The sequence below is a fragment of the Sphingopyxis sp. OAS728 genome (genome assembly GCF_014873485.1).
GTDB lineage: Bacteria > Pseudomonadota > Alphaproteobacteria > Sphingomonadales > Sphingomonadaceae > Sphingopyxis.
The window spans coordinates 2445579-2470911 of the sequence record NZ_JADBDT010000001.1; the positions used below are offsets into that span (position 1 = coordinate 2445579).

The 25333-nt window shown below is 66.1% G+C and carries 24 protein-coding genes and 1 pseudogene; 13 read left to right on the plus strand and 12 right to left on the minus strand.

Annotated features, from left to right (window positions below):
- Positions 1-83 precede the first annotated feature (83 nt).
- A complete protein-coding gene (locus GGC65_RS11425) occupies positions 84-2252 on the plus strand; it encodes a primosomal protein N' (RefSeq protein WP_192647269.1) in 2169 nt (722 codons plus the stop codon).
- A 68-nt stretch (positions 2253-2320) separates the two neighbouring features.
- Positions 2321-3865, plus strand: coding sequence for a tetratricopeptide repeat protein (locus tag GGC65_RS11430; RefSeq protein WP_192647270.1), 1545 nt, complete (start codon positions 2321-2323; stop codon positions 3863-3865).
- Positions 3866-3868: 3 nt separating this feature from the next.
- On the opposite strand, the gene GGC65_RS11435 is transcribed toward GGC65_RS11430, so the two are convergent.
- The 3 genes from GGC65_RS11435 to GGC65_RS11445 are packed head-to-tail and all read right to left on the minus strand — an operon-like array spanning position 3869 to position 6128.
- Complete coding sequence (locus GGC65_RS11435; RefSeq protein WP_192647271.1) at positions 3869-4627, minus strand: isocitrate lyase/PEP mutase family protein; 759 nt, start codon at positions 4625-4627, stop codon at positions 3869-3871.
- Positions 4627-5661, minus strand: coding sequence for a bifunctional DNA-binding transcriptional regulator/O6-methylguanine-DNA methyltransferase Ada (gene ada / locus GGC65_RS11440; protein WP_192647272.1), 1035 nt, complete (start codon positions 5659-5661; stop codon positions 4627-4629). Before ada ends, GGC65_RS11435 begins: the two co-directional genes overlap by 1 nt.
- 2 nt (positions 5662-5663) lie before the next feature.
- Positions 5664-6128 carry a DUF1203 domain-containing protein gene (locus GGC65_RS11445; RefSeq protein WP_192647273.1) on the minus strand — a complete coding sequence of 155 codons (465 nt, stop codon included), beginning with the start codon at positions 6126-6128 and terminating at the stop codon, positions 5664-5666.
- A 101-nt stretch (positions 6129-6229) separates the two neighbouring features.
- Here GGC65_RS11445 and GGC65_RS11450 point away from each other — a divergent pair, with 101 nt between their 5' ends.
- A complete protein-coding gene (locus GGC65_RS11450; protein WP_192647274.1) occupies positions 6230-7780 on the plus strand; it encodes a S1C family serine protease in 1551 nt (516 codons plus the stop codon).
- Here the strand turns inward: GGC65_RS11450 and GGC65_RS11455 are convergent.
- From GGC65_RS11455 to GGC65_RS11465, 3 genes are read right to left on the minus strand one after another with little or no spacing between them, the layout of a single operon-like run.
- Positions 7766-8317 carry an AAA family ATPase gene (locus GGC65_RS11455; RefSeq protein WP_192647275.1) on the minus strand — a complete coding sequence of 184 codons (552 nt, stop codon included), beginning with the start codon at positions 8315-8317 and terminating at the stop codon, positions 7766-7768. The genes GGC65_RS11450 and GGC65_RS11455 overlap by 15 nt on opposite strands.
- Entirely contained in the window at positions 8314-8790 is a 477-nt protein-coding gene (locus GGC65_RS11460) for a DUF6790 family protein (RefSeq protein ID WP_192647276.1), read from the minus strand. The genes GGC65_RS11455 and GGC65_RS11460 overlap by 4 nt, the downstream gene beginning before the upstream one ends.
- 22 nt (positions 8791-8812) lie before the next feature.
- Positions 8813-9493, minus strand: a complete 681-nt coding sequence (locus tag GGC65_RS11465) for a dienelactone hydrolase family protein (RefSeq protein ID WP_318780156.1) — start codon at positions 9491-9493, stop codon at positions 8813-8815.
- 256 nt (positions 9494-9749) lie between these two features.
- Here GGC65_RS11465 and GGC65_RS11470 point away from each other — a divergent pair, with 256 nt between their 5' ends.
- The 6 genes from GGC65_RS11470 (at position 9750) to GGC65_RS11495 (ending at position 16313) form a co-directional block, all read left to right on the plus strand.
- On the plus strand, positions 9750-10316 hold the full coding sequence (locus GGC65_RS11470) for a F0F1 ATP synthase subunit delta (RefSeq protein WP_192647277.1): 567 nt from the start codon (positions 9750-9752) through the stop codon (positions 10314-10316).
- A gap of 3 nt (positions 10317-10319) precedes the next feature.
- Positions 10320-11849 carry a F0F1 ATP synthase subunit alpha gene (atpA, locus tag GGC65_RS11475; RefSeq protein WP_192647278.1) on the plus strand — a complete coding sequence of 510 codons (1530 nt, stop codon included), beginning with the start codon at positions 10320-10322 and terminating at the stop codon, positions 11847-11849.
- 46 nt (positions 11850-11895) lie between these two features.
- Complete coding sequence (locus GGC65_RS11480) at positions 11896-12771, plus strand: F0F1 ATP synthase subunit gamma (RefSeq protein ID WP_192647279.1); 876 nt, start codon at positions 11896-11898, stop codon at positions 12769-12771.
- Positions 12772-12795: 24 nt separating this feature from the next.
- A complete protein-coding gene (gene atpD, locus GGC65_RS11485; RefSeq protein WP_225940784.1) occupies positions 12796-14331 on the plus strand; it encodes a F0F1 ATP synthase subunit beta in 1536 nt (511 codons plus the stop codon).
- Positions 14332-14375: 44 nt separating this feature from the next.
- Positions 14376-14633 carry an ATP synthase F1 subunit epsilon gene (locus GGC65_RS11490; protein WP_192647280.1) on the plus strand — a complete coding sequence of 86 codons (258 nt, stop codon included), beginning with the start codon at positions 14376-14378 and terminating at the stop codon, positions 14631-14633.
- Positions 14634-14819: 186 nt separating this feature from the next.
- Entirely contained in the window at positions 14820-16313 is a 1494-nt protein-coding gene (locus GGC65_RS11495; protein WP_192647281.1) for a CpaF family protein, read from the plus strand.
- 4 nt (positions 16314-16317) lie between these two features.
- Here GGC65_RS11495 and GGC65_RS11500 read toward each other — a convergent pair whose 3' ends face one another.
- Both GGC65_RS11500 and GGC65_RS11505 read right to left on the minus strand, forming a co-directional pair.
- Complete coding sequence (locus GGC65_RS11500) at positions 16318-16860, minus strand: demethoxyubiquinone hydroxylase family protein (protein ID WP_192647282.1); 543 nt, start codon at positions 16858-16860, stop codon at positions 16318-16320.
- Positions 16861-16879: 19 nt separating this feature from the next.
- Positions 16880-17068 carry a hypothetical protein gene (locus GGC65_RS11505; RefSeq protein ID WP_192647283.1) on the minus strand — a complete coding sequence of 63 codons (189 nt, stop codon included), beginning with the start codon at positions 17066-17068 and terminating at the stop codon, positions 16880-16882.
- Positions 17069-17146: 78 nt separating this feature from the next.
- On the opposite strand from GGC65_RS11505, the gene GGC65_RS11510 reads away from it, so the two are divergent.
- Both GGC65_RS11510 and aat read left to right on the plus strand, forming a co-directional pair.
- Positions 17147-17968, plus strand: coding sequence for a class I SAM-dependent methyltransferase (locus GGC65_RS11510; protein WP_192647284.1), 822 nt, complete (start codon positions 17147-17149; stop codon positions 17966-17968).
- Positions 17965-18765: a leucyl/phenylalanyl-tRNA--protein transferase gene (gene aat / locus GGC65_RS11515; protein ID WP_192649507.1), complete on the plus strand. Its 801-nt coding sequence runs from the start codon at positions 17965-17967 to the stop codon at positions 18763-18765. Before GGC65_RS11510 ends, aat begins: the two co-directional genes overlap by 4 nt.
- Positions 18766-18800: 35 nt before the next feature.
- On the opposite strand, the pseudogene GGC65_RS23570 reads toward aat, so the two are convergent.
- The 4 genes and pseudogenes from GGC65_RS23570 to GGC65_RS11535 all read right to left on the minus strand — a co-directional run.
- Positions 18801-19037 (minus strand): annotated as a pseudogene (locus GGC65_RS23570) (DUF2155 domain-containing protein); the annotation flags it as partial.
- Between the two features lie 173 nt (positions 19038-19210).
- On the minus strand, positions 19211-19597 hold the full coding sequence (locus tag GGC65_RS11525) for an NADH:ubiquinone oxidoreductase subunit NDUFA12 (protein WP_192647285.1): 387 nt from the start codon (positions 19595-19597) through the stop codon (positions 19211-19213).
- A 60-nt stretch (positions 19598-19657) separates the two neighbouring features.
- Positions 19658-20119 carry a DUF192 domain-containing protein gene (locus tag GGC65_RS11530; RefSeq protein ID WP_192647286.1) on the minus strand — a complete coding sequence of 154 codons (462 nt, stop codon included), beginning with the start codon at positions 20117-20119 and terminating at the stop codon, positions 19658-19660.
- A 34-nt stretch (positions 20120-20153) separates the two neighbouring features.
- Complete coding sequence (locus GGC65_RS11535) at positions 20154-20726, minus strand: regulatory protein RecX (protein WP_192647287.1); 573 nt, start codon at positions 20724-20726, stop codon at positions 20154-20156.
- Between the two features lie 180 nt (positions 20727-20906).
- Between GGC65_RS11535 and GGC65_RS11540 the strand changes: the two genes are divergently transcribed.
- Together GGC65_RS11540 and GGC65_RS11545 are read left to right on the plus strand one after the other, a co-directional pair.
- Positions 20907-22658 carry a fatty acyl-AMP ligase gene (locus GGC65_RS11540; RefSeq protein WP_192647288.1) on the plus strand — a complete coding sequence of 584 codons (1752 nt, stop codon included), beginning with the start codon at positions 20907-20909 and terminating at the stop codon, positions 22656-22658.
- Positions 22659-22766: 108 nt separating this feature from the next.
- Positions 22767-25121: a putative bifunctional diguanylate cyclase/phosphodiesterase gene (locus GGC65_RS11545; RefSeq protein ID WP_192647289.1), complete on the plus strand. Its 2355-nt coding sequence runs from the start codon at positions 22767-22769 to the stop codon at positions 25119-25121.
- The last annotated feature ends 212 nt before the right edge of the window (positions 25122-25333 follow it).

Here is a 25333-nt window from a genome sequence, read left to right on the forward strand (position 1 = left end):
ATCGGCCACAACCGGTCGTCACCGGCCATCGTCAACCACACCGCTTTCCTATTTTACCCGCCGCCCTATATCCTCTCCCATCCATGACCCGCGCCCGCGTCCTTCTCCTCACCGCCGCCCTCGGCCCACTCGACTATCGCGTCCCGCGCGAGAGCGAGGCGCCGCTCGGCAGCGTCGTCATTGCGCCGCTCGGCCCGCGGCGCCTCGGCGGCGTGGTGTGGGAGGATGCCAGCTTCGGCGCGCCCGAGGCGGTCGGCGACAACCGCCTGCGCAACCTCTACGAGGTCGTGCCCGTCCCGCCGATCGCGGCGCCGCTCCGCCGTCTCGTCGAATGGACGAGCGACTATTATCTCGCGCCGCCGGGCGCGGTGCTGCGCATGGTGCTCCCCGGGGTCGCCTTTGCCGACGCGCGGCGCCCGATCGTCGAATATCGCGCCACGGGCGAACTCCCGGCGCGGATGACACCGCAGCGCACGGTGGCACTGGAACAGATTGGCGAGCGGCAGGGCATGGTGCGCGAACTCGCCGCGCTCGCCGAGGTCAGCGACGCGGTGATCCGCGGGCTGATCAACACCGGCGCGCTCGAAGCCGTCACCGTCTCGGCCGACGTGCCCTATCCCGAACCCGACAGCGGCTTTGCCCCGCCCGACCTGTCCGACGAACAGACCGCCGCCGCCGGGCAGCTCCGCGACGCGGTACATGCCGGGAAATTCGACACGCTTCTGCTCGACGGCGTCACCGGGTCGGGCAAGACCGAAGTCTATATGGAGGCGATTGCGGCGGCGATCGACGCGGGCCAGCAGGCGCTCGTCCTGCTCCCCGAAATCGCGCTCACCGAACCGATGCTGACGCGCTTTACCGCGCGCTTCGGCTGCGAGCCCGTCGCATGGCATTCGGGGCTGCGCTCGGCCGAACGCCGCCGCGCCTGGCACAGCATTGCCGCAGGCGAAGCGAAGATCGTCATCGGCGCGCGTTCTGCGCTGTTCTTGCCCTATGCCAATCTCGGCGTGATCGTCGTCGACGAGGCACATGAGACGAGCTTCAAGCAGGAGGATGGCGTCCATTATCACGCGCGCGACGTCGCGGTGATGCGCGGGCATTTCGAAGGGCTGCCGGTCATCCTCGCGAGCGCGACCCCCGCGCTCGAAAGCCTCGCGATGGTCGAGGCGGGGCGCTATCGCCACATCCAGCTCCCCGCGCGCTTCGGCGGCGCGACGCTGCCCGACCTCGCGGCGATCGACATGCGGCAGGACCCGCCCGACCGCGGCCGCTGGCTCGCACCGCCGCTCGTCGACGCACTCGCCGACCGATTGCAAAAGGGCGAGCAGAGCCTGCTGTTCCTCAACCGCCGCGGCTTCGCGCCGCTCACGCTCTGCCGCACCTGCGGTCACCGCATCCAGTGCCCGAACTGCACCGCATGGATGGTCGAGCACCGCCTCGTCCACCGTCTCGCCTGCCATCATTGCGGCCATGTCATGCCGCCGCCGCGGCTCTGCCCCGAGTGCGAGGATGAGGACAGCCTTGTCGCCTGCGGCCCCGGGGTCGAGCGCGTCGCCGACGAGGTCGCGCTGCGTTTCCCTGAGGCGCGCGTCGCCATCGTCACCAGCGACACCTTATGGTCGCCCGCCAAGGCCGCCGAGTTCGTCGACAATGTCGAGGGCGGCCTCGTCGATATCATCATCGGCACGCAGCTCGTGACCAAGGGCTATCATTTCCCGAACCTCACGCTCGTCGGGGTCGTCGACGCCGACCTCGGCCTCGATGGCGGCGACCTCCGCGCCTCCGAGCGCACCTTCCAACAGATCGCGCAGGTCGCGGGACGCGCGGGACGCGGGGTGAAGCCCGGCGAGGTGCTGATCCAGACGCGCGTGCCCGAGGCGCCGGTGATGGCCGCGCTCGTCGCGAACGACCGCGACGGCTTCTACTCGGCCGAGGCCGCAGCGCGCAAATTCGCCGGCGCGCCGCCCTATGGCCGCTTCGCCGCACTCGTCATATCGTCGGAGGATATCGAGGTCGCGCGCGGCGTCGCGCAGCGGCTGGGGCAAAAGGCGCCGGTCGCCGAGGGCCTTGCGGTCTATGGCCCCGCCCCTGCCCCGCTCGCGATGTTGCGCGGCCGACATCGCTTCCGCCTGTTGCTCCACGCGCCGAGAAGCTTCGACCTGCAAGGGACGATCCGCGACTGGGTCGGCCGCATCGACTGGCCCACGAAAGCGCGCCTCGCGATCGACATCGATCCTTATAGCTTTGTTTAGGCGAAACAGAGCTTTACTGTAACAACAAGCGCTGGCAGCATCGCATGACTTATATGCGGGGGCGCAGAATGAACAAGATTGCCTTGGCCTGCCTGGCCGGGATCGCGATGGTCGCCAAGACGGGGCCGGCCGAGGCGAAATGGCTGCGCGCCGACACCGACAGCTTCATCATCTATAGCGAGAGCAACGAGAAGTCGCTGCGCGAGTTCGCGCAGAATCTGCAGCGGTTCGACACGACGTTGCGCCTGCTCTTCAAGGTTGAAGCCCCCGGCGAGGAAAGCAAGCTGCCGATCTACCTGGTACCCGCCATGGGCGATGTCGCAGAATTGGCAACCGGGTCGAGCCGCGCGTCGATCGCGGGCTTCTACCGGCAGGACCGCGACGGCAGCTTCGCCATGTCCTTTCGCCAGAACAACCCCAGCGCCGTCATCGGCACATCGGCATCGCAGCAGGTGCTGTTTCACGAATATAGCCACCATTTCATGAAGCGGCACCTGCGCGCGGCGTTCCCCGCCTGGCTCATCGAGGGCTTCGCCGAATATTATTCGACCGTCGATTTCGACAAGCAGGGCCGGGCGATGGTCGGGCAACCAGTCTATCGCCGCGCCTACGGCCTGTTGCAGATGCCGAAAATACCGGCGGACAGGCTGTTGCTCGAACAACCGCGCACCATGCGCAGCAGCGGGCAAATCGACGTCTATTACGGGCGCGCCTGGGTGCTGACCCACATGCTCTTCCAAAGCGCCGCGCGGAAAGACCAGATCAACACCTATACCAATGCGATCAACGCGGGCACCGAACCCAGGCAGGCGGCGACCGACGCCTTCGGGGACCTTGCGGCGCTCGACCAGGACCTGAATCGCTATATCCAGGGCAAACTCAGCTACAACACCACGCGCGATGCGATCCCCGTCTCGACCAATATCAGGATCACGTCGCTGTCGGCCGACGAGGACGCCGTCGTCATGCTGCGGCTCGAACGGCTGAATGCGCGGAGCGATGCCGCGCGGCTGACGAAAGCGCGGGACGCGCTGCGCGAGCTTGCCGCCGAACAGCCCGCCAACGCCGACGTCCAGTTCGAACTCGCGGCGGCCGAATGGGATATGGACAGGGACAAGCGCGACCTTGCGGCGATGCAGGCCGCGCTCGACAAGGTGCTCGCGGCCCGGCCCGACCATGTTCGCGCCAATGTGCTGCTGGGACGGCTCAAGCTGCATCAGCTGCGCGAGAAGGGCGAGGACGACCCCGCCGCCTGGCGCGAGGCGCGCCGACCGATCCAGCTCGCCAACCGCACCGATCCCGACGACGCCGTACCGCTCTACGCCTATTTCGACAGCTTTCGGGCCGAGGGCAAACGGCCGAGCGACATGGCGATCAAGGCGCTCGAACGCGCCTTCACCCTGACGCCGGAGAATATCGAAATGCGCGTCGCCTATGCCTTCGCCCTCGCCGACCGGGGCGAATTCGACCCGGCGCTGCGGCTGGCGAAAAGCGTCGCCTTCGATCCGCACGACAATGGCCGGGGCGACGCGATGCTCGCGCGGCTCGAGGCGATGCGCGATCGGCGCGCCAGCGGCAAGGGCGACCCTGCCGCCGCCGATGCCGCCGACTGACCGTCAATAATCGGGTTCGGCACCGCCCATCACCTGGCCTGCCTGCGCGGCCAGCCACGCCATTGCCGCCGCCCAGGGCTGGTGCCCGTGGCTGATCCGCGCGACGCCGAGCGCGGCGAGTTCCTTGTGCGTCGGCCCGCCCTTGCCGCGCAGGATATTGACCGGCAGCGGCGAGGCCTCGCAGATCGCGCCGATGCATTTCGGGTCGAGCAGGAAAGGCACGAAGAGCGATCCGGCGCCCGCGTCGGCGTAAGCGCGCGCGCGTTCGAGCGTCGCGGCGACGAGCGCGTCGCCGTCCTTCGCCGCATCGGCTCCACGGAAGGTATCGCAGCGCGCGTTGATGAAGATGCCGGTGTCGGCGGCTGCACGATAGCGTGCGACCGCCTCGGCCACGGGCAGCAGGTCGGTCGCGCCGGGTAGGCGGTCCTCCATATTGATCCCCGCGGCGCCGGCCGCCTTGGCGCGGCCGACCGAGACGCCGACCGCCGCCGGATCGGCGCCATAACCCGCCTCCATGTCGATCGTGACCGGCAGGTCGGTGACCGACAGGATGCGTTCCAGATTTTCGAGCGCGTCATCGAGCGGGAAATCCTCGCCGTCGGCGCGGCCCTGCGCGCCGGCGACCCCGAAGCTGCCCGTCGCGATCGCCTTGGCCCCGGCGCCTACGACCGCTCTCGCACTCCCCGCGTCCCAGATGTTGATCAGGATCAGCGGATTGCCCGGAACGTGCAGCGCGCGGAACTCGGCAATTTTATCGGACATCAAAAACTCTCCCTCTTGAGCAATTCTTCCTTGATCGGCAGGCCGTAGGCATAGCCGCCAAGCGACCCGTCGCTCCGTACCACACGGTGGCACGGGATCAGCACCGCAACATTGTTCGCGCCATTCGCGCTTCCCGCCGCGCGCACCGCCTTGGGCTTGCCGACCGCGGCGGCGATGTCGGCATAGCTGCGCGTCTCGCCCCCCGGAATTTTCCGAAGTTCGCGCCACACGGCTTCCTGAAAGGCGGTGCCCTTCACGTCGATCGGGATATGGTCGAAGCCGTTCACCGGCGCCTCGACCGCCTCGACGACCTGTTTGAGCAAGGCCGCAAATTCCTCGCCGCCCTCGACCAGTTCGGCGGCGGGAAAACGTTCTTCCAGTGCCTCGCGCCCTTCGTCGAAGCTCAGGCGGCACACGCCCTTGTCGGTCGCCGCGACGAGCATATCGCCAAGGCTGGTCGGCACGACCGCCCAATGGATCGTCGCGCCCTTGCCGCCATTGACCCACGCCGACGCGGTCATGCCCATGCGCCCTTCCATATTCTGATAGAAGCGCGACGGCCCCGAAAAGCCCGCATCGTAAATCGCGTCGGTCACCCGGCGTCCGTCGCTCAGCGCCTGCCGCGCGCGTTCGTCACGCAGCGCGCGGGCATAGGCGGCGGGCGACAGCCCGGTGTGGCGCGTGAAGACGCGCTGGAAATGCGTCGGCGAATAGCCGGTGCGCGCGGCGAGGTCGGCGAGCGCCAGCGGTTCCTCGCTGCCCTTGATCGCGGCGATCGCCTTGATCACCGCGCTGTCGTCGCGCGCGACATCGTCGGGCAGGCAGCGCTTGCACGGGCGGAGGCCTGCCCTGCGCGCCGCATCGCCGTCGGCGAAGAAGCGGACATTCTGGCGCAACGGGTGGCGCGCGGCGCAGCTTGGCCGGCAATAGATGCCGGTGGTCAGCACCCCGGTGACGAAACGGCCGTCCTGCGCCTTGTCGCGCGCCTGCACCGCTTCCCAACGCTCGTCGTCGGTCATGGCCCCGAAGTCCATGGTCAATTCCTCTCGATCCGCGCGGCGAAACAGCCATGCGCGGCGTTGTGGGCATCGATATAGGAAATGCCGGTGTCGGCGAACAGGTCGCGGATCGCGGCGTCGGCCTCACCCGGTCCGGCGAGCCGCGCGGTCTGCAGCATGCCCCCGACATCGAAGGCGCGGAGCGCCAGCGGGCGCCCCTCGAACACCGGCGGCAGTTCGTCGCAGTAGCTCGCCGCCTCGACGCCCGGCCGCACATAGATCGCATAGGCGCTGCGATACGGCGTTTCGACGTCGTGGCTGGTGTGATGGAGCAGGATCAGTTCCTCGCCCGCCTTTGCATCTGCAAGGCTGACGCGGCACGGAAAGCCGCGATCGGCCGTCGCGGTGACGCGGCGCGCGTTGATCGCCGCAAGCGCCGCATCGTCGAGCGCGAAGAGCGGAGCGAAGGGTTCGGGGCTGAGTCCCCGGATCGAATAGGTCATCGGAACATCCTTTCTCGACTGTTGGACCTTCAATGCCACGACCCGATTCACGCCGCGTCCCGATGCTTGCGTTCAAAGTTTGGACGGCTAGTGTGCGCGCCATGACCCGCCTCCTCGCGCTGCTGCTCGCCCTCGTCACCCTCTCGCTGCCCCTGTCGATTCCGGCGCGCGCCGCCGACGATATCAGCGCCGCGTCGCGCAGCGTCGTGCGCGTCGTCACCGTCGCGATGGTCGATGGCGAGGTCGTCGGTTTCGGCCACGGCAGCGGCATCGCAATCTCGCCGACGCGCATCGTCACCAACGCGCATGTCGTCGAATCGGCCGCCAAATATCCCGACAATGTCGCATTGGGCGTCGTCCCGTCGGAGGGGCAGAAGAGCTTTGCCGGCAAGCTGATCGCGATCGACACGGCGCGCGACCTCGCGCTGGTCGAGATTACCGAGGGCCGCCTGCCCGCAGCCGCGATCTATACCGGCCCGCTCGATTCGGGCGCCGATGTCGTCGCCTTGGGCTATCCCGGTAACGTCGACCTCGCGACCGCGCGCAGCGCCAACGACTATATCACCCCGCGCACCCCGACGCGCAGCGAAGGCAATATGTCGAACATGCAGTCGGTCGACGGCGTCGCGATGCTGATCCACACCGCGAAGATTTCGCGCGGCAATTCGGGCGGTCCCCTCGTCGACCAATGCGGCCGCATCACCGGGATCAACACCGCGATCACCCGCGCCGACGACGGCGATTCGCCCTTCGCCTTCGCCATCGCCGGGCGCGAGCTGCTGCGCTTCCTCGCCGATGCGGACCAGCAATATACCAGCGTCGGCACCCCCTGCCTGTCGCTCGCCGAGGCCGACGCGCGCGACCGCGCCGCGATCGACGCCGAATCGCGCGCAAGCGCCGAAGCCAATGCCGCGAAGGACGCCGCCGCCAAGCTCGACCGCGACCTCAAGCAGGCGCGCGCCGAAGAAGAGGCGCTGGCGTCGCGCGAAAATCGCATCGCGCTCGCGGGCGTCTTGTTCGTGATCGGCGCGCTCGCTGCCGGCGCCGGCCTGCTCTTCTACAATCAGAAGAATCTGCGCAACGCGAAGATCGCGGGCGGCGCGGGCGCGGTGCTGATCCTTGGCGCTGCGGTCCTGTTCGCCACGCGTCCCGACGCGCACGCCGAAATCGCCGAGGAAGCGGCGACCGCCGCCGTCACCGAGGCGCCCAAACTCGCACAGGGCAATCTGCTCTGCACGATCCGCCCCGACCGCAGCCGCATCACCGTATCGGCGACGACCGACGTGCCGATCAGCATCGGCAAGGGCGGCTGCGTCAACGGCCGCACCCAATATACGCAGGCGTCGGACGACCGTTGGCAGCGCATTCTCGTGCCGAACGAGGAAGCGACCGTCACCGTTGCGTCGATCGATTCGGCGGGACGCGACTATCGCGTCGAACGCTATCTGCTCGATGCCGAGACGATGGCGAAGGCGCGCGAGACGCGCGCGGCGATCACGCTCAAGAGCTGCACCGCCAATCCCGACGAACTTGCCGGCCTCGCGGCGCAGCAGGATGCGATCCGCAGCGCGCTTCCCGCGACTCCCAACGAACGGCTCGTCTATCGCTGCCAGCCTGCGGCGGGGGCGGCTGCGGCTTCAACCGGAAACTGACGGGTCCGGGTAAAGGCCAAGCGCGTCGGCAATATGCGCGGCTGCATCGGCCGGCGACAACATGCCGCTGTCGATGTCGACCGCGGCCGGCGGCAGCGGCGGGTAGGCAAAGGCACCCTGCGCTTCCAGTTCGCGGAGCAGCGCCAGCGACGACAATTTGCCGCAGGCCTGCCGCGACGGCGCCGCGACCCGCGCTTCGATCACGTCGGGCGCACAATGCAGCGCGACGAAGTCGACCGTCCCGCCCGCCGCCTCGACAATGGACACGGCGCGCGCCGGGAAATCGGGAGCGACGCTCGCTTCGGGATGAAAGGTGAAGATGAGCGAGCGCCCTTCGGCGGCGGCAGCGCGAAACACATCCATCCACATCCGCTCGCGCAGCTCGACAAAGGCCGGGCTGCCGAACGGGAAAACCGCGAGCAGCGCATCGACGACGAGATGATTGTGGAACAGCGACAGCCCGGTGCGCGCGGCAAGTTCGCGGGCGACGGTCAGCTTGCCGCTCGCAGCAGGGCCATGGATGAAGACAAGCTTCACGCCGCTCTCCATACCGGAAAGGTCGCGACGAGGAACGTCAGGAGCAGCGCTGCCATGCCGAGATCGGAGATCATCGCGACATTCTCCGAAAATTCGCGGCTCTTGTTCGTGACGTGGAGCGCACCCGCCATCGCATAGAAAAGCATCCCCGCGATCGCCATCGGCACCACCCAGTCGGGACGTTTGATCGACGCGATCGCGATCAGCCCGACCGTGAGGTTCCAGAACCCCAGTTCCTGCGCGAGCGGAAAGGCCGCCTTGTCGGTCACGCCGAAAATGCCCGTCGCGGTCAGCTCGGGTTTCACGATCTGCCTTGCTCCCGCGATCAACAGCCGCACGCCGACGCCCCAGAAGACGAACCATTTGCCGACAAGCTGCCATAGCGGCGCGGTCCCCGCCCCGGTCCAGCGTTCGATCAATACCGACGCCGCCGGCAGGACCAGCATGGTCAGCAAAACAACCGTCAGATGCATGGCGCCCTCCCCTGCGCTGGGCTTATCCCCCGCACGCCCTGAACAGCATCAGCGTCCGTTCGCGCGCCAGATCGGCGCTCGCCTCGTGATAATCCTTGCGCCGGTCGCTGTTGAACCCGTGCCCCGCTTCATAAACGAAAATCTGCGCAGTCGGATGATCCTTCGCGATCAGCGCCTCGACGCCCTCCATCGGGATGCCGTCGTCGTAACGGCCAAAATGGGCGATCGCGGCGCAGGCGGGCGCCTCGTCCTTGAACATCGTGGGCACGAGGCTGCCGTAAAAGGCCGAAGATGCGGCGAGGTCGGGGCTGATCTGCGCCATCCGCCACGCGACCGAGCCGCCATAGCAATAGCCGGTAATGAACACCGGGCCCTTTCCTTTGAGCGCGTCGATGCACGTCTGCGCATCCTTCAGGCTCTGCTCGAACGGATGGAGCTCGCGCGCGAGCTCAACCGCGCGCTGGAACTGCGGGCCCGAATAGTCGCTCTCGAACCCCGGATGCTCGCGGTCGAAGAGCGCGGGGCTCAGCACCTCATAGCCCTCGGCGGCAAAATCGTCGCACATCTCGCGGATATGGTCGGTGACCCCGAAGATTTCCTGGATCAGGACCAGCCCGCCCCGACGCTCGCCCACAGGTGCCGCATGATAGACAGCGATCTCGGCGCCATCGTCCATCGTCATCCGGATCATCTCGCCCATCATCGTCCCTCTCATCCGTTCGGACTGAGCTTGTCGAAGTCCCGTCCTTCTTTGCGGAACTTTTGAAGAAAGAACGGCCCTTCGACAAGCTCAGGGCGAACGGCTTTGGGGGTGAGCCTTGATTAGCCCCACCCCCGCCTTGCATTGCAGCAAAATCGTTGCTAGGCGCGCCGCGACTTCGCGTGGGGGGCATTCGTCGAATATCCCCGAAAAGAGCGCGACCCATCCCCCACGGGATCGTAGAAAAGGACTTTCACGCGTGGAGAATTCCGGCGGCATTCAAGGCAACATCACGGCGGGCCTCGCGGGCCGTTATGCGGTCGCTTTGTTCGATCTGGCGCGCGAATCGAACGCGATTGACGCGGTGGCCAAGAGCCTCGCGACGCTCAAGACCGGCCTCGCCGATTCGGCAGACCTGTCGGCGCTGATCGCCAGCCCGGTCGTCGGCCGTACCGACGCCGCCAAGGCGATCGCTGCGGTCGCCAAGTCGCTGAAGCTCGATTCGCTGACCGCGAAATTCCTCGGCGTGCTCGCCGAGAACCGCCGCCTCGCCGATCTGCCGAAAATGATCGACGCCTTCGGCGCGATCGTCGCCGATCACCGCGGCGAAGTGACCGCCAAGGTCACCAGCGCACATCCGCTTTCGGCCGCGCAGCTCAAGGAGCTGACCGCGAACCTCAAATCCCGTGTCGGGCGCGACGTCACCGTCGACACGACCGTCGATCCCGCCATCCTCGGCGGCCTCGTCGTCCAGCTGGGCAGCCAGCTGATCGACGGCAGCATCCGTACCCGTCTCAATAGCTTCGCACAGGCGATGAAAGGCTAAACAATGGAAATCCGCGCCGCTGAAATCAGCAAGGTCATCAAGGACCAGATCGCCAATTTCGGGACCGACGCAACGGTCAGCGAAATCGGTTCGGTGCTCTCGGTCGGCGACGGCATCGCCCGCGTCCACGGCCTCGACAATGTCCAGGCCGGTGAAATGGTCGAATTCGCCAATGGCGTGAAGGGCATGGCGCTCAACCTCGAAGCCGACAACGTCGGTATCGTGATCTTCGGCTCGGACAGCGAGATCAAGGAAGGCGACACCGTCAAGCGCACCGGCACGATCGTCGACGTTCCCGTCGGCAAGGGCCTGCTCGGCCGCGTCGTCGATGGCCTCGGCAACCCGATCGACGGCAAGGGCCCGATCAAGGCCGACAAGCGCATGCGCGTCGAAGTGAAGGCGCCGGGCATCATCCCGCGCACCTCGGTTCACGAACCCGTCCAGACCGGCCTCAAGGCGCTCGACGCCCTCGTCCCCGTCGGCCGCGGCCAGCGCGAACTGATCATCGGCGACCGTCAGACCGGCAAGACCGCCGTCGCGATCGACACCTTCATCAACCAGAAGCAGGCGAACGCCGGCGACGATGAGTCGAAGAAGCTGTACTGCATCTACGTCGCCGTCGGCCAGAAGCGCTCGACCGTCGCGCAGATCGTGCGTCAGCTCGAAGAAAATGGCGCGATGGAATATTCGATCGTCGTCGCCGCGACCGCTTCGGAACCCGCTCCGCTCCAGTATCTCGCGCCTTACGCCGGCGTGACGATGGGCGAATATTTCCGCGACAACGGCATGCACGCCGTGATCGTGTATGACGATCTTTCGAAGCAGGCCGTCGCCTATCGCCAGATGTCGCTGCTGCTCCGCCGTCCGCCGGGCCGCGAAGCTTATCCCGGCGACGTTTTCTATCTCCACAGCCGCCTTCTCGAGCGCGCTGCAAAGATGAACAGCGACAATGGTTCGGGCTCGCTCACCGCGCTGCCGATCATCGAAACGCAGGCGGGCGACGTTTCGGCGTACATTCCGACCAACGTGATTTCGATCACCGACGGCCAGATCTTCCTCGAAACCAACCTGTTCAACGCCGGTATCCGCCCCGCGATCAACGTCGGTCTGTCGGTGAGCCGCGTCGGCTCGGCCGCGCAGACCAAGGCGATGAAGAAGGTGTCGGGCTCGATCAAGCTCGAGCTCGCCCAGTATCGCGAAATGGAAGCCTTCGCGCAGTTCGGTTCGGACCTCGACGCGTCGACGCAGAAGCTGCTCAACCGCGGCGCGCGCCTGACGCAGCTCCTCAAGCAGCCGCAGTTCCAGCCGATGCCGTTCGAAGAGCAGACCGCGTCGATCTTCGCCGGCACCAACGGTTATCTCGACAATGTCGCGACGACCGACGTGTCGCGCTACGAACAGGCGATGCTCGCCTATCTGCGCAGCGACCATGGCGATGTGCTGAAGACGATCCGCGACACCAAGGACCTTGGCGACGACGCCAAAAAGGGTCTGGTCGCGGCGCTCGACGCCTTCGCCAAGATCTTCGCTTAATCGCTTTCCGCATCCCGGCCCGGCCGGGACGCAAAGAGGGGCTTAAATGGCTTCGTTGAAGGAACTCAAAGGGCGCATCGTCTCGGTCAAATCGACCCAGAAGATCACCAAGGCCAAGAAAATGGTCGCGGCCGCCAAGCTTCGCAAGGCGCAGGCCGCGGCCGAGGCCGCGCGCCCCTATGCCGAGCGTCTCGAAGGCGTCGTCGCGAGCCTCGCGTCGAAGGTCGGCGCGTCGGATTCGGCGCCGCAGCTGCTCGCCGGCACCGGCAAGAGCGACACGCACCTGCTCGTCGTGCTCAACAGCGACCGCGGCCTTGCGGGCGCGTTCAACTCGAACATTGTCAAGGCCGCGCGCGACAAGGCGCTCGAGCTGCAGGCGCAGGGCAAGAAGGTTCTCTTCTATCTGATCGGCCGCAAGGGCCGCCCGGTGATCGCACGCCTGTTCGCGGGCCAGATTACCGAGCTTTACGAGACGACCGGCATCCGCGACATCGGCTTCGACCAGGCGCACGAGATTTCGGCGAAGGTCATGGAGATGTACGAAGCGGGCGTCTTCGACGTCGCGCATCTCTTCTATTCGAAGTTCCGTTCGGCGCTCCTTCAGGAAGCGACCGGCCAGCAGCTGATCCCCGTTCCCGCCCCGGTCGACGTTCCGGCATCGAGCGGCGCCGCGGTCGAATATGAGCCCGACGAGGAAGCGATCCTCGCCGACCTCTTGCCGCGCAACATCACGATCCAGATCTTCAAGGGCCTCCTTGAAAACGCCGCGTCCGAACAGGGTGCGTCGATGACCGCGATGGACAATGCGACGCGCAACGCGGGCGACCTGATCAACAAGCTGACCATCGTTTACAACCGCACGCGTCAGGCGGCGATCACGACCGAACTCATCGAAATTATCGCGGGCGCCGAAGCGCTCTAATCGATCAACCCAAGGAAGAAGACCATGGCTACCGCTCCCGCTGAAAAGAAGGCTCCTGCCAAGAAGGCCGCCGCGCCCAAGGCCGCTGCGCCGAAGAAGGCTGCCGCTCCCAAGGCTGCAAGCACCGGCACCGCCACGGGCCGCATCGCACAGGTCATCGGCGCCGTCGTCGACGTCCAGTTCACCGGCCAGCTCCCCGCAATTCTGAACGCGCTCGAAACCGACAACAACGGCAACCGCCTTGTCCTCGAAGTCGCGCAGCACCTCGGCGAGAACACCGTCCGCACGATCGCGATGGACGCGACCGACGGCCTGACCCGCGGCCAGCCCGTCGTCGACACCGGCGCGCAGATCTCGGTCCCCGTCGGTCCGCAGACGCTCGGCCGCATCCTCAACGTCATCGGCGATCCGATCGACGAACGCGGCCCGGTGAACGCCACCGCCACCGCGCCGATCCACGCCAAGGCTCCCGAATTCGTCGACCAGTCGACCGAAACGAGCATCCTCGTCACCGGCATCAAGGTCATCGACCTGATCGCGCCTTACGCGAAGGGCGGCAAGATCGGCCTGTTCGGCGGCGCGGGCGTCGGCAAGACCGTTCTGATTCAGGAACTGATCAACAACATCGCCAAGGGCCACGGCGGCACCTCGGTGTTCGCGGGCGTCGGTGAACGCACCCGCGAAGGCAACGATCTCTACCACGAATTCCTCGACGCCGGCGTTATCGCCAAGGACAAGGACGGCAACCCGACCCCCGAAGGTTCGAAGGTTGCGCTGGTGTTCGGCCAGATGAACGAACCGCCGGGCGCCCGTGCCCGCGTCGCGCTCTCGGGTCTGACGATCGCCGAATATTTCCGCGACCAGGAAGGCCAGGACGTGCTCTTCTTCGTCGACAACATCTTCCGCTTCACGCAGGCGGGTTCGGAAGTGTCGGCGCTGCTCGGCCGTATTCCCTCGGCCGTGGGCTATCAGCCGACGCTGTCGACCGACATGGGCGCGCTGCAGGAACGCATCACCTCGACGAACAAGGGCTCGATCACCTCGGTGCAGGCCATTTACGTTCCCGCGGATGACCTTACCGACCCGGCTCCGGCAACCTCGTTCGCCCACTTGGACGCGACGACGACGCTGAACCGCGCGATTTCGGAACTCGGCATCTATCCGGCGGTCGATCCGCTCGATTCGACCTCGCGCGTGCTGACCGCCGCGATCGTCGGCCAGGAGCATTATGAGACCGCCCGCCGCGTTCAGGAAACGCTGCAGAAGTACAAGTCGCTGCAGGACATCATCGCGATTCTCGGCATGGACGAGCTTTCGGAAGAAGATAAGCTGGTCGTCGCCCGCGCGCGCAAGATCCAGCGCTTCCTGTCGCAGCCCTTCCACGTCGCCGAAGTCTTCACCAACATCCCCGGCAAGTTCGTGGCGATCGAAGACACGGTGAAGTCGTTCAAGGCGGTGGTCGATGGCGAATATGACCATCTGCCCGAAGCGGCCTTCTACATGGTCGGCGGCATCGACGAAGCGGTCGCCAAGGCCGCGAAGCTCGCCGAAGACGCGTAACAAAATTGAGCCCCTCCCACGCGGGAGGGGTTTAAGGACATATCATGGCTCTGAAGTTCGAACTCGTCACCCCCGCCCGCCTCGAGCGGACCGCCGACGTCCATATGGTCACCGTCCCGGGGACCGAAGGCGATTTTTCGGTGCTCGAAGGGCATGCGCCTTTCATGGCGACGCTGCGCAACGGGCCGCTGACCATCTATGCGACCGCGGGCGCCGCGCCCGAAGTGATCGAGGTCGAGGGCGGCTTTGCCGAGGTTAACGAGGCAGGCCTCACGGTCCTGGCCGAGCATGTCGCAAGCTGATTGCTTCCGCCGTCCACGGCGATCAAAAGCCCGCATCCCTATCGGATGCGGGCTTTTTTTATGCCCGCGCGCAAATGCTTGGCGCATTAGGACAATGTCAAAGTTTCCGGTTTATTCACCGTGTCGGATGGGGGTTCGCCTGCATAGGCAGCGACGCTCCCGAAGATATGGAAGCAGGATAAACCGATGAGTGCATTCGGACGCCGACCCGGAACCGCTGGCCGCCCCGCCTTTGGCGTCGCGAAGCCGATGCAGGGTGGCGCCGGTGTACCCGGCGGCAGCCAGTTCCCCGCGATCGAGACGCCGCCCGTCGAAATCCCGCAGATGCCGTCGAACATGACGCCCGAAGAAGAGGCGATGGAGCGGCTCAACCAGCGCTCGACCGCCGAGTCGATGGAGCCCGAAAAGGCGCAAGGGTTTGAAGCGAGCGTCCACAAGATCAAGGAACAGGTGCTGCCGCGCCTGCTCGAACGCGTCGATCCCGAGGCGGCCGCGACGCTCAACAAGGATGAGCTGACCGAGGAATTCCGTCCGATCATCCTCGAAGTGCTCGCCGAGCTGCGAATCACCCTGAACCGCCGCGAACAGTTCGCGCTCGAAAAGGTGCTCGTCGACGAACTGCTCGGATTCGGCCCGCTCGAAGAGCTGCTTGCCGATCCCGACATCAGCGACATCATGGTTAACGGCCCGTACCAGACCTATATCGAACGCAAGGGCCAGCTGGTCATCGCGCCGATCCAGTTCCGCGACGAACAACATCTGTTCCAGATCGCGCAGCGCATATGCAACCTCGTCGGCCGCCGCGTCGACCAGACCACGCCGCTCGCCGACGCCCGTCTCAAGGACGGCAGCCGCGTCAACGTGATCGTGCCCCCGCTCTCGCTGCGCGGCACCGCGATCTCGATTCGTAAATTCTCGGCCAAGCCGATCACGCTCGACATGCTCTGCCAATGGGGCGCGATGAGCCAGAAGATGTGCACCGCGCTGAAGATTGCGGGCGCCAGCCGTTTCAACATCGTCATCTCGGGCGGTACCGGTTCGGGTAAGACGACGATGCTCAACGCGCTGTCGAAGATGATCGACCCCGGCGAGCGCGTGCTGACGATCGAGGACGCCGCCGAACTTCGCCTGCAGCAACCGCACTGGCTGCCGCTCGAAACGCGCCCCGCGAACCTCGAGGGCAATGGCGCGATCCACATGGGCGATCTCGTCAAGAACGCGCTGCGTATGCGTCCCGACCGCATCATCATGGGCGAAGTCCGCGGCGCGGAGTGTTTCGACCTCCTCGCCGCGATGAACACGGGTCACGACGGGTCGATGTGTACGCTCCACAGCAACAGCCCGCGCGAATGCCTCGGCCGTATGGAAAATATGGTGCTGATGGGCGACATCAAGATCCCGAAGGAAGCAATCTCCAAGCAGATCGCCGACTCGGTCGACCTGATCGTCCAGATCAAGCGCCTGCGCGACGGCTCGCGCCGCGTTACCAACGTCACCGAAGTTATCGGCATGGAAGGCGACGTCATCGTCACCCAGGAACTGTTCAAGTTCGAATATCTCGACGAGGACAAGGACGGCAAGATCGTCGGCGAATATCGCGCAATGGGCCTTCGCCCCTATACGCTCGAAAAGGCACGCCAGTACGGCTTCGACCAACCCTATCTCGAGGCCTGCCTCTAACGGTCTAGAGCCGCATCCCCAACCAGATCACCGCTTCGGTCGACACGGACACGACCGGATCGAGCAGACGCTGCCAAAAGCCCGCCGATGGCAGGCGTGCGGCCGACAGATCATGATGTTCCTGTTCTTCGGCGATGATGATCGTCAACGTTCGGACCGCCGGGTCGTCGACACCCCGCAACGCCACAATCTGTTCGTGCATGTGGCGCAACACGACGCGCTCGATCGCGACCGTCGTCGCGGCGATCGCGCCGCGTCCCGCGATCCCGGTGATCGTGCCGAGTATCAGGCCGCCAACGCCGCACCAGAAATAGCTGCGGCAGCGACCGCGCCCGCGACGCCGCAATTCCGCGGCGAAAAGCGCGCGATGGCCGCGTTCATGCGCCAGGAAGGCGTCGAGCTCGTCCACCATGTCGGGCGCCCGCAGGCGTGCAAACCAGCGTTGCGCACTATAGATGCAGACGGCGCCATGCTCGCCCGCATGGTCGACCTTCATTACGCGGTCACCGAGGGTTTCGCCCGATTTCAGCCTTGCGATCAGCCTCATGCCGGGCGCGGCATCCATATTATCTGCCGCTCAACCAGTATGCCGTCGCGAACAGCGCTACAGCGGCAGACGCGAGCGCGATCCCGCGCCAGGGCATGAAGCCGACCTGTTCGACATCGCGCCGGTTGTTGCGGCGCCAGCTTGCGACCTCGGCGACGCCGAACAGCGTCGCCGCCGCAATCGCCACCGACAGCATCGACACTTGCATTGCCGCGCATCCCTTCGCAAACAGGGCCTTCCCCAGTCTCCGCAAAGGAGACAAATCCCTGCGGAGAGAGGTGCCCATATGCGTTCCCTGTTACTGGTTGCAAGTGCCGTCGCCCTGATCGCCGTCCCCGCTGCTGCGATGCAGCATGACGCGCACGCCAACCACAAGGCGCACGACGCGATCGCCGCCGCCGTCGCCGCGCCGACCCGCACGGCGACGAACACGCCGCGCGACGCATATCGCCACCCCGCCGAAACGCTCGCCTTCTTTGGCGTGAAGCCCGGCGACACTGTCGTCGAGCTGTGGCCCGGCGGCGGCTGGTACACCGAAATCCTCGCGCCGCTCGCCAAGGCCGGCGGCGGCACGCTCTATGTCGCGGCGCCGTGGGACCGCGGGCTCAACCGCGTCAAGGCCAAGCAGGCCGAGAATACCGACGTCTATGGCGCGATGAAGCTCGCCGAATTCCCGAACGCGGGCACCAACCCCAAGGTCCCCGACGGCAGCGCCGACGTCGTCCTCACCTTCCGCAACGTCCACAACTGGCGCTTCGATGGCACCGATAATACCGCCAACGCTTTCAAGCAGATTTTCGCGATGCTCAAACCCGGCGGCACGCTCGGCGTCGTCGAGCACCGGCTCAACGAAAGCGACGACAGCGCGAAGGAAGAAAAGTCGGGCTATATGAAGAAAAGCTCGGTGGTCGCCTTTGCCGAAGCCGCGGGCTTCAAGCTCGCAGGCGAGAGCGAGATCAACGCCAATCCCAAGGATACCAAGGATTATCCCAAGGGCGTCTGGACGCTGCCGCCGAACCTCACCGAGGGCGAAACCGACCGCGCAAAATATATCGCGATCGGCGAATCGGACCGCATGACGCTGAAATTCGTGAAGCCCGCGTCCTGAAGCACTTCGATTCCATCGACCCGGCGCTGCTGCTCAGCGCCTATGCGCAGGGCATTTTTCCGATGGCCGACGGGGCGGACGACCCGTCGGTCCATTGGGTCGAACCGCGGCTGCGCGCGATTCTGCCGCTCGATGGCTTTCACCTGTCGCACAGCCTGAAGAAAGTCATCGTCTCCGACCGTTTTCGCGTCACCACCGACACCGCCTTCGCCGACATGGTCGCGCTGTGCGCCGAGCCGGCGGGCGACCGGCCGACGACGTGGATCAATCCCGTGATCAAGGCGAGTTACGACCGGCTGTTCCAAATCGGCCACGCGCACAGCGTCGAATGCTGGCTGGGCGACGAGCTCGCGGGGGGGCTCTACGGCGTCTCACTCGGCCGGGCGTTTTTCGGCGAATCGATGGTCAGCCGCGCGCGCGACGCTTCGAAGGTCGCGCTCGCGCACCTCGTCGCGCGGCTCATCGCGGGCGGCTGGAAATTGCTCGACTGCCAGTTCATCACCGCGCACCTCGCCAGCCTCGGCGCGATCGAAATCCGCCAGGCCGACTATCTCGCGCGGCTCTATTCGGTGTTGGCGGGGGGCGACGGCGCCGCCTTCGGTGCGGGGGCCGGCGCAGGGGCCGGAACGACCGGCGGGGCGACGGGCGTCGCCGTCCCTTCGCCGCCATTCGTCGCGGGCGACTGGGGCGCACTCGACGCCTTGGGTGCGGCTGCGGCACCCGATTTCGGGGCCGAGCGTGCGACCGGCTCGCCGCCCGGATATGTCATCGCGCAGCTTTTGACGAAGACGTCATAAATCGGGTGCTGGATGATATTGCGGTCGGGCCGCTCGCGGAAGATCCAGCCAGAAAAGACGCGGCGCCATTTGTCGTCGCGCTGATCCTGCACCGTCAGCTGGACAAACGCACCCGTTTCGGGCGGATCTTCCCACGGCGCGGTCTGCTCGCACGCGCGCAGCCGCACGATCGCGCGGCCGACCCGCGCGACATCGCCGGGCTTCATCTCGAGATCGCGGACCAACCCGTTGCGCTTGTTGAGCAGGCCGACGACGGCGACACGGTCGGCCATCGGGGTCGCGCCCTCGATGCCGCCGACTTCTTGCGGCACACGTTCGGATTTGGCGATGGTCGGGACGGTGGCGCTGCCTCCCGCTTTCGAGGGTGTCCGGTCGCAGGCGGTCAGCGCGGTCGCAGCCAGAAGCGCGATCAGCGCGGTCGAAATCTGGCGCGGCACGCTGGGCTTCACTCGGCGCCGGGCCGCCAGGCCTCATAATCGCCGGTCGCAGCGGCGCGCTGGCCGCCGCGTTCGAGCGCGCCGGCGGGGCGATAGGCGCCCGTGCTGCCGGTCAGGTTCGCGGTCGGCTCTTTTTCCCACGCGCGCGGCGCGGGAAGGATGTCGGCCGGGAGTTCGTCGAAGGTGCCGTGGAGCCAGCCGTGCCATTCGGGCGGCACGCGGCTCGCATCGTTCGATCCATTATAGATCACCCAGCGGCGGCCGCCCTTCTTGGCACGGAAATAACGGTTGCCGAGGCTGTCCTCGCCCACCTTCTCGCCGGTGCTCCAGCTGTTCAGCAGGGTGCCGACGGTCGCACCGTCCCACCAGGTAAAAATCTTGCCCAAGATGCTCATGGCGTGGCGTTTACAGCCAAGGCGGCGCGGTCCGCAAGCCGCAAACCACGCGGCGCACCGCTATTTCGTATCTTTCCAGGTAATCTTCGCCGTCTCGTCTATCCCGAGCTTCGCCGCAGTCCCGCCCGCAAGTTCGAGCACCGCCGATACCTCGCCGCCGCTGACCACGGGCTCAAGCGATTCGGGGATGGTGTTTTCGGCGATCCGGTCGATGCTGCCGTCGGCGCGGATGAAGAACATATCGAGCGGGATCAGCGTGTTCTTCATCCAGAAACTGCCGATTCGCGGCTTCGCGAACGGAAAGATCATCCCGCCGTCGGCGGGCAGGCTGGTGCGGAACATCAGCCCGCGATCCTGCTCTTCATCGGTACGCGCCACTTCGACGTTGAAGACATGCGGCTGCCCCTTTGACGTGATCGTCACCGGGATTGTCGCCGCAGCCGCCTCCTCGCTGGCATCCCGGCCGCATCCCGCCATCGGCAGCGCGAGCGAGAGGGCAAGGGCAGTCAATATGGCGCGCATCGGCAGATCCTATCCCGAATGAATTTCGCTCGACCTAATCGAGCACCGCTTCATCGTCCAGCATCGCCAGCGCCGTCTCGTCTCCCGGCGGGACGGCAAGGATGCGGCGCGCAATCGCCATGCTGTGTCCCGCGCGCAAAAAGGCGGCAATCTGCCGCTCGCGCAGCTTCGGATCGTCCGTCGCGCTAACCGCAAAGGGCCCGAACCGCCGGCGCCGCGCAAATCCGACCGCCGCCGTCATCGCGGCGCCCTCGGCCGTCTCGATCGCCTCGCCGCTGTCCGCTTCGGCAATTCCGTCGACGTAAAGCTGCGCCTTGACGCGCCGGACGCCGAGCCCACGCCGCGTCATCGCGCCCGCGCGCATCGCGGCATATTGGCGGTCGTCGAGGTAGCGCAAACGCTCCATCCGGTCGGCCACCGCTTCGCACGCCGTCATGGCGTCAATTTCATCTATCCATTCGGATTCGCGGACTTTTCTGGAAAGATAGCGCGTCAGCTTCGCCCGGCTCGTCGCGAATCGGGCGACATAAGCGAGCGCCAATTCGTCAAGCTTGGCTGCGCCGAGAGGCCTATTCGAACGGTCGGACGGGGCGCGGCGGTTGGCCATATGCCATGTTTGTGCCACAGTCGGGCCCGATTGAGAACGATCAACACCGCCATATCGGGCCATAACGCCCGGAAATGGGCGATTGTTCTAAACAACACAGGGCTCGCGCACGGTACTATGGCTTCAAAAGATGACATGCTTGTTGCCGCGCGGCCCGTTTCACGGGATGTCGCACCCCCTATGACCCAGATCATCGACACGCAGGCCGACGAACTGACGTCGACGCCGACCTTCTGCGCCCAGCCGCGCCGCTTTTCGGACTTTGCCACCGTCGGCGAAGCGCTCGACTATGCCGCTGCCGGCACGCGCGGACTCAATTTCCACGATCCGCGCGGAAAGCTCGTGCGCCCCTATCCGTACAGCGAGCTCAAGGCCGATTCGCTTGCCACCGCTTACCGGCTGATCGCGGCTGGCGTGAAGCCCGGCGACCGCATCGCGCTGATCGCCGAAACGGGCGCCGAATTCGCCGCGCTCTTTTTCGGGACGATCTACGCCGGTGCCTGGCCGGTGCCGCTGCCGCTGCCGACCAGCTTCGGCGGCCGCGATAGCTATGTCGGCCAGCTCGTCGTTCAGCTTTCGAGCTGCGACCCGACGATGCTCTTCTTCCCGCCCGAAATCGCCGCAATGGCGGTCGAGGCCGCCGAGAAGGAAGGCGTCGCACCGATGGACTGGAGCGACTTCGCCGCGCGTCCCGCGTCCGTCGCCGAACTTCCAGAGCAAAAATCGGACGAGACCTGCTACCTCCAGTACAGCAGCGGTTCGACACGCTTCCCGCACGGCGTCGCGGTCACGCACGCCGCGCTGCTCAACAATCTCGCCGCGCACAGCCATGGCATGGAGCTTCAGGACAGCGACCGCTGCATTTCGTGGCTGCCATGGTATCACGACATGGGCCTCGTCGGCTGCCTGCTCTCGCCCGTCGCGAACCAGGTGTCGGTCGATTATCTGAAAACCGAGGATTTCGCGCGCCGTCCGCTCGCGTGGCTCGACCTGATCAGCCGCAACGAGGGCACGACGCTCAGCTATTCGCCGACCTTCGGCTACGACATCTGTTCGCGCCGCGTGTCGAGCCAGACGCATGTCGCCGACCGCTTCGACCTGTCGCGCTGGCGCGTCGCGGGCAATGGCGCCGACATGATCCGCCCCGACGTGATGCAGCATTTCGTCGACGCCTTCGCCGACGCGGGTTTCAAGGCGAGCGCCTTCCTGCCGAGCTACGGCCTGGCCGAGGCAACGCTCGCGGTCAGCATCATGCCGCCGGGCGAAGGCATTGTTGTCGAACTCGTCGAGGAAACCGAGCTGTCGGGCGCCGCGAACGATTCGGGCCGTCCGACGCGCTACCGCGCGATCGTCAATTGCGGCAAGGCTGCGCGCGACATGGTGATCGAGGTCCGCGACGAGGCAGGAAACGCGCTGCCCGACCAGACCGTCGGCAAGGTGTGGTGCACCGGCCCGTCGCTGATGACCGGCTATTTCCGCGACCCCGAATCGACCGCCGCCTGCATGAAGGACGGCTGGCTCGACACGGGCGATATGGGTTATTTGTCAGACGGTTACATCTATATCGTCGGCCGCGCCAAGGACATGATCATCATCAACGGCAAGAATCACTGGCCGCAGGATATCGAATGGGCGGTCGAGCAGCTGCCGGGCTTCAAATCGGGCGACATCGCGGCCTTCGCGATCACCGCGCCGGGCGGCGAAGAAACCCCCGCGGTGCTCGTCCAGTGCCGCACCAGCGACGATGCCGAACGGCTCGCGCTGCGCGAGACGATTCGCGAGCGCGTGCGCGCGATCACCGGCATGAACTGCCTGATCGAACTGATCCCGCCGCGCACGCTGCCGCGCACCAGTTCGGGCAAACTCAGCCGGTCGAAGGCGCGCGCGCAATATCTGGCCGGGGAAATCCAGCCTTTCGCGATGGCGGCCTGATCAACACACTGAGCGACCACGTTTTTCCAGTCCCGACTAAGGACAAAAAAGCGCTGGGCCGAGGCCGATAGTTACCTTCGGGTAACACCCGCGCGCTAAATAGGCCGCGTGAAAAGCCTGCTGACCGATCCTGTCGATGCCGAAGTCATTCCTGCGCGGACCCTGTTGGGGCTGGGACCGCGAAATCAGGACATCGGCAACCTCCGCCAGCTCCAGCTCGCGCCGCTTCGCGGCCGCGGGTCGCTGCGCCTGTTCATGGGCATGGGGATGGCGCTGGTCGCAGCCTTTACGATGATCCTCAGCGTGCCGCTGCCCGTCGCCGCCGGCTGGCTCGGCGCCGCGCTGGTCTTCGGCCTGTGGTCGTATAACCAGTTTCGCCATATGCCGTTCGGCGACCCGAAGCTTTCGGGGGTAGCCGAACATCGGCTGTGCACGCGCCATGCGCTCTATTCGGCCGTGCTCTGGGGCTCGCCCTTCTGGTTGCAGGGGCTGTCGCCGACGCTCGACCATGTGCTGTCGATGTGGACGATCGCGGTGCTGATGATGGTGACGCTGGCAATCGTCGCGCACAGCGTGCCGCTCGCCTGCACGCTGTTCATCGCCCCCGTCACCCTGTCGGCGGCGGTCGCGCTCGTGCGCGCCGGGGCGCCGCAACTCGCGGGCGTTGCGCTCGTCGCGGGGCTGCTGCTCTGCGCCTTCTGCGTCCGCTTTGCGCAAAGCCATATCCGCTTCCGCCGCGCCGAAGAGACGCTCCACGAAAAGACCGAGACGGTCAGCCTGCTGCTCCGCGAATTCGAGGAAACCTCGGCCGACTGGCTGTGGCAAACCGACAACAGCCGCCGCCTCATCCATGTCTCGCCGCGCCTTGCCTATGCGCTCGGCGGCACCGCCGAACGGCTCGAGGGCATCCCCCTGCTCCAGGCGCTGTCGGGCGATGCCTGGGAAACCGGCCTCTTCCCCAAAAGCCTGCACGACATGGCCGAACGGATGAAGCGGCGCGAAAGCTTTTCGAACCTGATCGTGCCGGTAACGATCGGCGGCATGCCGCGCTGGTGGGAGCTCTCCGCCTCGCCGCGCCTCGACGAAGCCGGCAAGTTCCTCGGCTTTCGCGGCGTCGGTTCGGACGTCACCGAAAAGCGCGCAACCGCCGAACAGATCGCCAAGATGGCGCGCTTCGACAATCTGACCGGCCTGCCCAACCGCCTCAGCCTCAACGAAGACCTCTCGCGCGCGCTCGCCCACGCGCTCGACGCCAAGTCGCGCTGCGCGCTGCTGATGATCGACCTCGACCGGTTCAAGGCGGTCAACGATACGCTCGGCCACCCCGTCGGCGACAAATTGCTCGCGCAGGTCGCCGCGCGGCTCAAAGGCCTGATGGAACGCGGGATGACGTGCGGGCGCCTCGGCGGCGACGAATTCGCCGTGGTCCTCCACAATGTCGCGTCGGCCGATGCCGCCGAAGAGCTCGCGCAGCGCCTGATCACGACGATCAGCCGGCCCTATGTGGTCGACAACCACCAGCTGTTCGTCGGCGCCAGCATCGGTTTCGCGATGGGGCCGCAGGACGGCGCGACGGTCGAAACGCTCACGCGCAACGCCGACCTTGCGCTCTACAAATCCAAGGACAAGGGCGGCAATGTCGTCGCCGCCTACGTCGCCTCGCTCCACGCGCAGGCCGAGGAACGGCGCGTGATGGAGCAGGAGCTGCGCGGTGCGCTCGAACGCGGCGAATTCGAACTTTATTACCAGCCGGTGGTCGCTGCGGTCGACGGCACGCTCAACGGCTTCGAGGCGCTGATCCGCTGGAACAACAAGAAGCTCGGCAATGTCTCGCCCGGCCGCTTCATCCCGCTTGCCGAGGATGCGCGCCTGATCTCGCCGATCGGCGAATGGGTTCTCCGCACCGCGTGCCACGAGGCGATGAAATGGCCGTCGAACCTGAAGGTCGCGATCAACGTCTCGGCCGACCAGCTCACCGACCCCAGCTTCGCCTCGGTCGTCGTCTCGGCGCTCGCGCAGAGCGGGCTCCCGCCGCAGCGGCTCGAGATCGAGGTCACCGAAAGCGTGTTCCTGCGCGATGGCGGCGGCGCAGCGCAGCTGCTCGATCAGCTGATCGGGCTTGGGATCCGGCTCAGCCTCGACGATTTCGGTACCGGCTATTCGTCGCTCGGCTATCTGCGCAAGACGCAATTTTCGACGATCAAGGTCGATCGCAGCTTCGTCGTCGGCGCGGCGAAGGGCAGCATCGAATCGATCGCGATCATCCGCGCCGTCGTCGCGCTCGCCGACAGCCTCGGCATGCAGACGACCGCCGAGGGCGCCGAAACCGAGCTCGAGGTCGAGACGCTCCGCGGCTTTGGCTGCAGCAACATCCAGGGCTATTATTACGGGCGGCCGATGCCGGCGGCCGACGTGCTAACCCTGTTCCGCGCGCCCGAAGCGGCGGACAGCGCGGCCGCCTGACGGCGACGCGATCAGAAGGACGCCGCCTGACGGCGGCAGGCCGAACCGCCCGCACGACGAATTGAACCTCTTAACAAAAGGTTCCCCCATCCACCGCATCGACGGCGCGACTCGTCGCTATCCGGGTGGTGTACCGCGCGGTACGTGGCAAAGACGCTCCAACGCTTGAAGACAAGCCATCGGGGGGTCGCTTTCCATGCTTATTCGTCGTT